7 protein-coding genes are annotated in these 7,580 nt (G+C 71.0%); 6 read left to right on the top strand and 1 reads right to left on the bottom strand.

What is annotated here, in order from left to right; translation table 11 throughout:
* Positions 1–139 precede the first annotated feature (139 nt).
* Positions 140–1,012, top strand: a complete 873-nt coding sequence (locus ACWER9_RS16295; RefSeq protein ID WP_452302591.1) for a DUF4231 domain-containing protein — start codon at positions 140–142, stop codon at positions 1,010–1,012.
* Between the two features lie 171 nt (positions 1,013–1,183).
* Here the strand turns inward: ACWER9_RS16295 and ACWER9_RS16290 are convergent, their stop codons facing one another.
* A complete protein-coding gene (locus ACWER9_RS16290) occupies positions 1,184–2,563 on the bottom strand; it encodes a cation:dicarboxylate symporter family transporter (protein WP_452302590.1) in 1,380 nt (459 codons plus the stop codon).
* Between the two features lie 97 nt (positions 2,564–2,660).
* On the opposite strand from ACWER9_RS16290, the gene ACWER9_RS16285 reads away from it, so the two are divergent.
* The 5 genes from ACWER9_RS16285 to abc-f all read left to right on the top strand — a co-directional run bounded on the left by ACWER9_RS16285 (position 2,661) and on the right by abc-f (position 7,562).
* Positions 2,661–4,247 carry an ATP-binding protein gene (locus ACWER9_RS16285; protein WP_452302589.1) on the top strand — a complete coding sequence of 529 codons (1,587 nt, stop codon included), beginning with the start codon at positions 2,661–2,663 and terminating at the stop codon, positions 4,245–4,247.
* Positions 4,244–4,939, top strand: a complete 696-nt coding sequence (locus ACWER9_RS16280; protein WP_452302588.1) for a response regulator — start codon at positions 4,244–4,246, stop codon at positions 4,937–4,939. The genes ACWER9_RS16285 and ACWER9_RS16280 overlap by 4 nt, the downstream gene beginning before the upstream one ends.
* Before the next feature lie 95 nt (positions 4,940–5,034).
* Positions 5,035–5,235 (top strand): hypothetical protein, encoded by a 201-nt coding sequence (locus ACWER9_RS16275; RefSeq protein ID WP_452302587.1) that lies wholly within the window; start codon positions 5,035–5,037, stop codon positions 5,233–5,235.
* Positions 5,232–5,636, top strand: a complete 405-nt coding sequence (locus ACWER9_RS16270) for a PIN domain-containing protein (RefSeq protein ID WP_452302586.1) — start codon at positions 5,232–5,234, stop codon at positions 5,634–5,636. The genes ACWER9_RS16275 and ACWER9_RS16270 overlap by 4 nt, the downstream gene beginning before the upstream one ends.
* A 288-nt stretch (positions 5,637–5,924) precedes the next feature.
* On the top strand, positions 5,925–7,562 hold the full coding sequence (abc-f, locus tag ACWER9_RS16265; RefSeq protein WP_452302585.1) for a ribosomal protection-like ABC-F family protein: 1,638 nt from the start codon (positions 5,925–5,927) through the stop codon (positions 7,560–7,562).
* Positions 7,563–7,580: the final 18 nt, after the last annotated feature.

Below are 7,580 nucleotides of genomic sequence, written 5' to 3'. Positions count from 1 at the left end.
GGCCGGGGGGCCCGGGGCGGGCGCGGGGGGCCCCGGGGGGGGGGGGGTGGATGGGGGGTGTCTACTGTCTACAGCGCCTGGGGTTGGTGTTCTCGCTCTTGCTGCCGGCGCCGTGGACTTTCGTCGAGAGGTCAACGCCATGCTGAAGGCCACGGATCTTCCCCCGTTTCAGCGCGCCGTGTCCTACGAGTCGCAGCGCGGCCAACGCGTGTACGCGACCCTGATCGCGCTGCGACTGTGCCTGCTCCTGGTGGCCGCGGTCGCGGGAGTCGCCACCTGGAAACTCGACGATTTCGCCCTGGGCCCGGCGCTCGCGGCGGGGGCGTTCGCCGCGACCTCGATCGTCGAGGTCTTCCTTCTCACCAATCGCCCCAATGAGCGGTGGTACGTCGGCAGAGCCCTCTCCGAATCCGTCAAGTCGCTCACCTGGCGATTCACCGTCGGGGCGGATCCCTTTCCCCGGTCACGCAGCGACTCGGACAGCGTCGAGGAATTCACCAACCGGCTGTTCGGTCTGACCCGAGACATGTCGGCCGCCGGGTTGACGGCCCCCGCGATGTCCGGGCAACAAATCACCGAGGGGATGCGGACGCTGCGCGCAGCCTCCCTTGCGGACCGCCGCGCCGCGTACCTGACCGGTCGTCTGGAAGCCCAACGAGCCTGGTACGCCGAGCGGTCGCTGTCGAACCGCGTACGGGCGACCCGCTGGTCGGTCAGCATGCTCGTGCTGGAGATAGTCGGGGTGACCCTCGCCGTGTCGCGGGCTGCCGGGTTGACCGACCTCGACCTGCTCGGAGTTGCCGCCGCCGCGGTCGCCGCCGGGGCGGCCTGGACGCAGACGCGGCAACACGGCGCGGTGGCGACCGCCTACGCCCTGGCCAGTCAGGAGCTCGCTGCGATGGGGTCGCTGGCCACCCGGATCAGCTCGGAAGCCGAACTGTCGCGGTTCGTGAACGACACGGAGACGGCGATCTCCAGGGAACACACGATGTGGCGCGCACGCCGCCGCTGACACCCCGCGGTCGACGCAGCGGCTGCGGCTTGGAGATCGACTCGGCCTTCAGGAAGTCGCGGTGTCGGGCAGGCTCGGACGCCCCGTCTTTCGGGAAACGGAGTGGATCACTGCCGGGCGGCGAGGGTCGCGGTGGCGCTGCGTCACCGCGACCCCGGTCCGCCGCGTGCGTCAGACTGCCGCCGTGGCCTCCTTGTCGGCGGGGCGCGGCGTCGCCGACTCGTCGTCAGGGTGCTCGTCGACAATTGTCGTCTCGTCGAACGGGTCGTTGCCGCTGAGCACTCCGACCGCCCGCTCCCGGTCGAACTCGCCGGTCCAGGTTCCGACAAGCACTGTCGCCACCGCGTTGCCGGCGAAGTTGGTGAGCGCCCGAGCCTCCGACATGAACCTGTCGATGCCGACGATCAGACCGACCCCGTCGACGAGGTCCGGGCGGTGTGACTGGAGGCCACCGGCCAGCGTGGCCAGCCCGGCGCCGGTGACTCCGGCGGCGCCCTTCGACGCGATGATCATGAACAGCAGCAGCGAGATCTGCTCGCCGATGGCCAGTGGCTTGCCCAGCGCGTCGGCGATGAACAGCGAGGCCATGGTCAGGTAGATCGCCGTGCCGTCCAGGTTGAACGAGTAGCCGGTGGGCACCGTGATGCCGACGACCGGCTTGCTCACACCGAAGTGCTCCATCTTGGCGATCAGGCGTGGCAGCGCCGACTCCGACGACGAGGTCGACAGGATCAGCAGGAACTCGCGGCCCAGGTAACGCAGCAGCGAGAAGATCGAGATCCGGGCCACGAACCACAGCAGCGCGCCCAGGAAGACCAGCACGAAGATCAGACAGGTGACGTAGAAGCCCACCATGATCTGGGCGAGACTCTTGAGGGCGTCCACGCCTGTCGCGCCGACCACGGCGGCCATCGCGCCGAACGCGCCGATCGGCGCCAGCCACATGATCATGGCGAGGACCTTGAAGACGACCCGCTGGATGACGGTGATGGCGCTGAGCACCGGCTCACCCCGACGACCCATGGCCTGCACGGCGAAGCCGACCAGCAGAGCGACAAGCAGCGTCTGGAGCACCTTGCCCTCGGTGAGCGAGGAGAGCAGGGTCGTCGGGATGATCCCGAGCAGGAACTCCGCCGTACCGGCGGCCTCGTCACCGGCGGCAGCCTTGCCGGAGCCGGCCAGGTCCGGGCCGAGGTCCAGCCCGGAGCCGGGGTGGACGAGGTTGCCGACGACCAGGCCGATGGCGAGCGCGACCGTCGACATGGTCAGGAAGTAGCCGAGGGCCAGGCCGCCGACCTTGCCGACCTTCGCGGCCTGCCGGACGGAGCCGACGCCGAGCACGATGGTGCAGAAGATGACCGGGCTAATCATCATCTTGATCAGGTTGACGAAGCCGGTGCCGATCGGCTTGAGTTCCTTGCCGAAACCGGGGGCGACCAGGCCGACCACGATGCCGGCGACCACGGCCACGATGACGGCCAGATACAGGTAACGGGTACGGTCCCGGCGGGCCGCCGGAGCCGGGGTGGTAGCGGGTGCGGTGGTGTCCATGTCGACAATGTGAAGCGCGTCTCACCCGTTGACAGCCTTGCGGTCATTCTGTTCACCGCGAACGCACACCGGGTGGCGGGACGAGGAGGTGGTGGAGGTGGCCCGACGCCAGTGGAGCATCGCGGGGCAGCTCTTCGCCCTCCAGGCGGTGGTGGTGACGCTGCTCGTGCTGGCCGGCGCGGCGGGCGCCGCCTGGCTGGCCCGCAGCGACTCCCGCCAGGCCGCGCAGGAGGAGGTGCTCGCGGTGGCGCAGACCGTGGCCCGCTCCCCGGACGTCCGCGCGGCACTCACGACCGCCGATCCGGCAAGGGTCCTGCAGCCGTACGCCGAATCGACCCGCAAGGCCACGGGCACCGACTTCGTGGTGGTGATGGCCCCCGACCGCACCCGTTTCTCGCACCCGACGCCGGACCAGATCGGCGAGCCGTTCGTCGGCGAGATCGGGCCCGCCCTGGCGGGCCATCCGTTCACTACCACGAACGTCGGGACGCTCGGCGAGTCGGTGCGGGCGGTCGTTCCGGTCTACGACGAGCAGCGACGCCTCGTCGGTCTGGTCTCGGTGGGCATCACCACCCGCGCCATCGACCGCAAGCTGCTCGGCCAGTTGCCGGTGCTGCTCGGTGTGGCCGCGCCGGCGCTGGCCCTCGCCGCGACGGGCTCCTGGCTGCTCAGCCGCCGTCTGCGTCGCCAGACGCACGGTCTGGGGCCGGCGCAGATGACCCGGATGTACGAGTACTACGACGCCGTCCTGCACTCGGTGCGCGAGGGTCTCGTCGTGCTGACCACCGATCGTCGGGTGGCGCTGGTGAACGACGAGGGCCGTCGGCTGCTGGGGTTGGAGGCGGACGCGCCGGTGATCGACCAGCCGGTGGCCGGCATCGCCCTGCCCCCGGCGGTGGCCGAGTTGCTCGGCTCCGGGCGCGACGCCCGGGACGAGCCGATCCTCGCCGGTGACCGGGTGCTCGTCGCGAACCAGCGGACCACCCGCTTCGAGGGCGCGGTCCTCGGCACCGTGCTGACCCTGCGCGACCAGACCGAGCTGCGCACGCTTGCCAGCGAGCTGGATTCGGTGCGGGCGTTGACCGAGGCGTTGCAGGCGCAGACCCACGAGTCGGCCAACCGGCTGCACACCGTGCTGACCCTGGTCGAGCTGGGCCGCGCCGACGAGGCAGTGCGGCTCGGCACCCGGGACCTGGCCCTCGCCCAACAGCTGACCGACCGGGTGGTCGGCGCGGTGACCGAGCCGGCACTTGCGGCGCTGCTGCTCGGCAAGTCCGCGCAGGCCGGCGAACGCGGGGTGGATCTGGTCATCGAGCCGGACTGCCGCCTCGACGACAGCCCCCTGCCGACCGGAGACCTCCTCACCGTGGTCGGCAACCTTGTCGACAACGCCCTGGAGGCGGTGGCGGGCACGCCAGCGCCGCGGCGGGTGCGGGTCTTCGTCGGTACGGCCGACGACGAGCTGATGGTCCGGGTCGCCGACAGCGGCCCCGGCCTGGCACCCGCTCGGGTCGCCGACGCGTTCCGGCGCGGCTGGTCCACCAAGAGCACCGGCCGCGGCCTCGGCCTGGCACTTGTCGGGCAGGTGGTGCGGCGGCACGGCGGTAGTGCCGAGGTGGGTCGCTCGGACGACGGCGGCAGCCTGTTCACCGTCCGGCTGCCGGGCAGGGTCGAGCGGTCGTGACCGACATCCGGGTGCTTGTCGTCGAGGACGAGCCGCTGCTGGCCGAGGCGCACAGCGCGTACGCCGAGCGGGTTCCCGGTTTCGTGGTGGTCGGGGTGGCGCACACCGCGCGGGCGGCGATGGCGGCCCTGCGCGCGAACGACGGCGGCGACGTGGACCTCGTACTCCTCGACTTTCGGCTGCCCGACCTGCACGGCCTGGATGTCTGCCGGGCGCTGCGCGCGGCCGGCAGCAGCGTCGACGTGCTCGCGGTGACGTCGGCGCGGGACCTCGCGGTGGTCCGCACGGCCGTGTCCCTCGGGGTGACCCACTACCTGCTCAAGCCGTTCACGTTCGCCGCGTTCCGCGACAAGTTGGAGCGGTACGCCGACTACCGCGCCCAGGCGCTCGCCGACGGCGAGGTCGCCGCCCAGCACGAGGTGGACCAGATGTTCGCCACCCTGCGCGGCACCGCCGGGCACAGCCTGCCCAAGGGGCTCGACGCGCAGACCCTCGATCGGGTACGCGCCGCGCTCACCGACGGCACCCGCACGCAGGTCGGGCTCTCCGCGACCGAGGTGAGCGCGGTGACCGGAATCTCCCGGGTGACCGCCCGGCGCTACCTGGAGTATCTGGTGACCGTCGACCGGGCGGCCCGCAGCCCCCGTTACGGCACCCCCGGCCGCCCCGAGGTCGAGTACCGCCCCCGCTGAGCACGAAACAACTCCGCCTGACATCGGCGGTGAGGTGCCGCGCTTCGACGTGGAGGTGGGAGAATCGACGACGGAACGATTCCCGGAGGTGGGCTGTGACGTCGAGCAACGCCGAGCGGATGCCCGAGTGGCCGACGACCGAACACGTGCCAGCCGAGGAGTTGGCCCGCCGTCAGGGCATTCGACCGATCGATTCCGTGGACGACCTGGCCCGTCCGGGTCTGTTCGAATCAGACGAGGAACTGGATGAATTCCTCGTTGATCTGTATGCCTCTCGGCGGGCAGGCGCCGCGTGAGCCTTGTCGTTCTCGACACCGACGTGGCGTCAGCAATCCTTCGTGGGCGGCTACCTGAGCGTCTCCGTGCCCGCCTGACCGGTAAGACCCTCTGCATCACCTTCGTGACGCTCGGCGAGCTGACCAAGTGGACAGCACTCCGCAGCTGGGGGCCGCGTAAGCTGGCTGACCTGGCACAGTGGCGGGCGGGGATCGTGTTACTTCCCTTCGACGAGGCGGTGTCCGTCACCTGGGGGCACCTCCAAGCGCGGGCTCAGCACCGGGGCCGCCCCCGGCCGACGAACGACTCCTGGATCGCGGCTTGCTGCCTGGTCGACCGACTGCCGCTTGCCACGTTCAACGGCAAGGACTTCGCCGACTTCGCCGAGTACGACGGACTGCGTCTCTTCGACGTGTCCTAGCTCCGCCAGCGCCGAGCGTGGCTGTCCGGTACTGCGATGCGGCAGTGGCCCGGGAACCCGGTGGCGGCATGAAGATCCGTTGTTAGACTCGACGGAGTTGGGTTGGTGGCACGACCAGGGAGACCAGACATGGCGGGTGACGACGACATCTCCGGGTGAGACCGGATGTGTTCGGCCATCGGTTCGGCGCGCGTTCGCGCAGCCGCCGGGGCCGAGTCGCCGTTCCATCTGTTCCCGTTGTCGTCGGGCGGCTTTGGCACGCCCACCCCACCCTCCGAGGTCACTCGCATGTCTGATGCGTTCATTGTCTGCTCGAACCTGTCCTTCTCCTGGCCGGACGACACCCCGGTCTTCGCGGAGCTGTCCTTCACCGTGCCGGGCGGCCGCACCGGCCTGGTCGCACCCAACGGCGCCGGCAAGAGCACCCTGCTGCGGCTGATCGCCGGGGAGCTACGGCCAAGCGGCGGCAGCGTCACCGTCGACGGTGTGCTCGGCTACCTCCCGCAGACGCTGCCGCTGGCCGGTGACCTGAGCGTGGCGCAGGTGCTGGGCGTGGCCGAGCGGATCGCGGCGCTGCACGCCATCGAGGCCGGCGACGCCGGCGAGGACCACTTCGCCACGATCGGCGACGACTGGGACATCGAGGAGCGCACCCGCTCGGAGTTGGACCGGCTCGGCCTCGGTGACCTGGACCTCGACCGACGGCTGCACACGCTCAGCGGCGGTCAGGTGGTCTCCCTCGGTCTGGCGGCGCAACTGCTGCGCCGCCCGGACGTGCTGCTGCTCGACGAGCCGACGAACAACCTGGACCTGGCGGCCCGGCACAAGCTCTACGACGTGCTGACCGACTGGTCCGGGTGCCTGCTGCTGGTCAGCCACGACCGGGAGCTGCTGGACCGGATGGACCGCATCGCCGAGCTGGACCAGGGCGAGATCCGCTGGTACGGGGGCAACTTCACCGCGTACACCGAGGCGGTGCAGGCGGCGCGGGAGGTGGCCGAGAGCAACCTGCGCAACGCCGAGCAGGAGGTGAAGCGGGAGAAGCGGGAGAAGCAGCAGGCCCGCGAGCGCGCCGACCGGCGGGCCAGCAACGCGTCCAAGAACCTGAAGAACGCCGGCCTGGCCCGGATCGTCGCCGGTGGGCTCAAGCGCAGCGCGCAGGAGTCGGCGGGTAAGGCGCAGGAGACGCACTCGTCCCGGCTCGGTCAGGCCAAGGCCCGACTCGACGAGGCGGGGCGGGCGGTACGCGACGAGGACCGGATCACCGTCGACCTGCCGGACACCAGTGTCCCGGGCGGGCGCACGCTCTTCTCCGGCCAGGGGATGCGGGCCCGCTTCGACGACCGGGACCTGTTCGGTGGCGACGGCGCGGACCTCGTCATCCGGGGGCCGGAACGGATCGCGCTCACCGGGGCGAACGGCGTCGGCAAGTCCACCCTGCTGCGCCTGGTCAACGGCGACCTCGAGCCGGCCGGCGGTGAGATTCGACGGGCCGACGGGCGGATCGCGTACCTGTCGCAGCGGCTGGACCTGCTGGACCTCGACCGCACGGTGGCGGAGAACTTCGCCGCGTACGCGCCGAGCCTGCCGGACGCCAAGCGGATGAACCTGCTCGCCCGGTTCCTGTTCCGGGGTGCCCGGGTGAACCTGCCGGTCGGGGTGCTCTCCGGCGGTGAACGGCTGCGCGCCACCCTCGCCTGTGTGCTCTGCGCCGAACCGGCGCCACAGCTGCTGCTGCTCGACGAGCCGACGAACAACCTGGACCTGGTCAGCGTCGGCCAGTTGGAGAGCGCGCTGTCGGCGTACCAGGGGGCGTTCGTGGTGGTCAGCCACGACGAGCGGTTCCTCGCCGAGATCGGCGTGCAGCGCTGGTTGCGGCTGGCCGACGGCCAGCTGCGGGAGGTCGGCGCCCCCGACCGGGGCTGAGCCGGACGGTCCGGCCGG

The organism is Micromonospora sp. NPDC003944 (assembly GCF_053605225.1).
The sequence above is the reverse complement of the archived record's forward strand: the minus strand, read 5'-3'. Positions and strand labels throughout refer to the sequence as shown.